Genomic DNA, 392 nt, shown 5'->3' with positions numbered 1-392 from the left:
GGCCTTATCTGGCACCAGCCAATTAATCAGCTCTTCACTGAGGTATTCGGTAAACTGTGGCGCTTGAGGCTCATACTTTGCTTTAGGCACAATCAATTCGGCGTTGTTTTGATAGTCGAAGGGCGAGGCTAGGGCTAAAAACTGCGTTCCTTCCTCTTTATCGTAGCTAACACCACTTTGCTGGCAGAAAAACTGGAACGAATTGAGTGCTCTTAATGTGGCTGAGGTTAATACCGCGCCAACACACTTGCTCCAAAGCTTCTGATCAAGAGACCAGCCCACCTCCAAAGGTGAAACACTGACGATGAAATCCAGTTCTCGCTCTGGTTTCAATCCAACGGGCCAGTGGAGCGCCTTTGTCTCGTGACGGCTCAGCCATTAACTGCCAAACC

The 392-nt window shown here is 49.2% G+C and carries 1 pseudogene; it reads right to left on the bottom strand.

The features are described 5' to 3' along the window. A pseudogene (locus AB4585_RS23205) lies at positions 1-392 on the bottom strand (ATP-dependent DNA helicase DinG); the annotation flags it as partial.

The organism is Vibrio sp. 10N.222.49.C9 (assembly GCF_041474985.1).
Taxonomy (GTDB): Bacteria; Pseudomonadota; Gammaproteobacteria; order Enterobacterales; family Vibrionaceae; genus Vibrio; species Vibrio crassostreae_C.
The sequence above is the reverse complement of the archived record's forward strand: the minus strand, read 5'-3'. Positions and strand labels throughout refer to the sequence as shown.